This is a genomic window from Ideonella azotifigens (assembly GCF_006519715.1).
GTDB classification, from domain to species: domain Bacteria; phylum Pseudomonadota; class Gammaproteobacteria; order Burkholderiales; family Burkholderiaceae_C; genus Ideonella; species Ideonella azotifigens.
On the sequence record NZ_VIDT01000900.1, the window covers coordinates 1 to 1,862 of the forward strand.

Consider the following 1,862-nt stretch of genomic DNA (forward strand, 5'->3'; position numbering starts at 1 on the left):
GAAGGCGGACTGGGCGGTGGCGAGCAGCAGGCCGATGGCCAGCGGGGTGTGACGCCAAGCGGGGTGACGAATCTTCATGGTTTGTCTCCTGACGGGAAGAGTGGGCCGCAGGCCACTCGTGTTGTTGTGCAATGTTCAGATTGCTTGCGGCGAGCCGAATTATTAATGAATACTGAACATGGAATTTATAGGTACTTACGATAGGGTGTTGGCGTACAAGCAACGCTTCTTCGGTGCCAATCAAACGCCAAGTTCGCGTAAGCCCGGGTAACCCGCAGGTGAGCCTCCGGCCCTTGAGGGTGGGCGGCAGCTGGCTGACCTTAAGGAAGCGCGCTGTGTGACGTGCCGACCGGCGAACCCGGAAAACAGTGTCCGGCGGGCTCGGAGGTATCGATGAAGTGGCTGAAAAACGCCGCTCAGTGCGAGCGGGGCAGGCGCAGTTGCACCGACAGCCCGGTGGGATGGACCGACTGCACCGACACCCGGCCGGCATGCCGTTCGACGATCTCCTTGACGATCGCCAGGCCCAGGCCGCAGCCCGTGCCTTCGTGCGTGGCGCGGAAGAAGCGCTCGAACACCTGGTGCTGTTGCTCCAGCGGCAGGCCGGGGCCGTTGTCGTTGACCTCGATGCGCACCCAGTCGTCGCCTTCTGCCGCCACCAGCACCGTGACCTCGGCGCCGCGGCCGGCGTAGCGCAGCGCGTTGTCGATCACATTGATCAAGGCCTCGCGCAGCAGCAGGCTGGTGCCGCGCACATGCAGCGGCTCGGCCTCGTCTGCCACCGCAAAGCCCAGGTCCTGCCCGGCATGCAGGGCGCGTGGCACCAGCTCCGCTGTCAGCTCGCGCGCCAGCTTGGCCATGTCCACCCGTTCCTGCGACTGGCGCGTGGCCGATTCCGGCTCGGCACGGGCCAGCGTGAGCAACTGGTTGACCAGGTGGGCGCTGCGGGTCGCGCTTTCGTGCACGCGCTGCAGGCGGGCCTGAAGGGCTGGCTCGGTGGCGTCTTTGAGTGCCAGCTCGGTCTGGCTTTTCAGGCCGGCCAGTGGTGTGCGCAACTGGTGGGCGGCGTCGCTGATGAAGCGTTTTTGCGCGCCCACGTTGCGCTGGACTGCGGCCAGCAACGCATTGATGGCCTGGGCCAGCGCGCGCACCTCGTGCGGCGCCACATCGATCTGGATCGGCGTCAGGTCATTGGCTGCGCGTCCGACCACCTGGCTGCGCAGCTTGCTCAATGGCGCCAGGCCGGCTCCAATGCCGGCCCAGACGATCATCGTCATCGCGATGATCAGCACCGACAGGGGCAGCACCGTGTCCAGCAGGATGCGGCGCGCCAGTTCCTCGCGGTTGGTGCTGGAACGCGCGACCTGGACCAGCATGGTCTGCGAAGGGCCGATGTCGTCGCCGTAGCTGAGGTACAGCGCGGCCACCCGCACCTGCTCGAAAATGGGTTTTTCGCCCTGCTCCAGGTGCGGGTTGAGCTGGATCTGGCCGTCGTAGAAGCGCGGGTCGCCCGGTGCCGCGCCAGCATCGCCCGCGGTCGGTGGCATTGGCAGGTTGCGGTTGCCGAGGATGAACTGTCCCGGAGGCGAGCTGACGGTGTAGAGCACCCGGTCGTTCGGGTCGGCTTCCAGAATGTCCTGCGCAGCGCGTGGAAAGTCGATCAGCAGCCCGTTGCCCACCGGCTTGACCTGGCGTGCGAGCGCACGCGTGGCCTGCAGCAGGCTGGCATCGATCGCCGCATTGGCATAGCGGGCTGCCAGGTTGTAGGTGAAGAACGCGCCGGCCAGCCACAGCACGAGCTGCGGCAGCAGCACCCAGACCAGCAACTGCTGGCGCAGCGAGCGCGCCCCGTGCAGCGCGCC

General features: G+C 66.6%; 1 protein-coding gene. It reads right to left on the reverse strand.

Annotation, left to right across the window (positions count from 1 at the left end; translation table 11 throughout):
* Positions 1-416: 416 nt before the first annotated feature.
* On the reverse strand, positions 417-1,862 hold a 1,446-nt coding region (locus FKP22_RS29050; RefSeq protein WP_375140629.1), incomplete at its 5' end, for a sensor histidine kinase.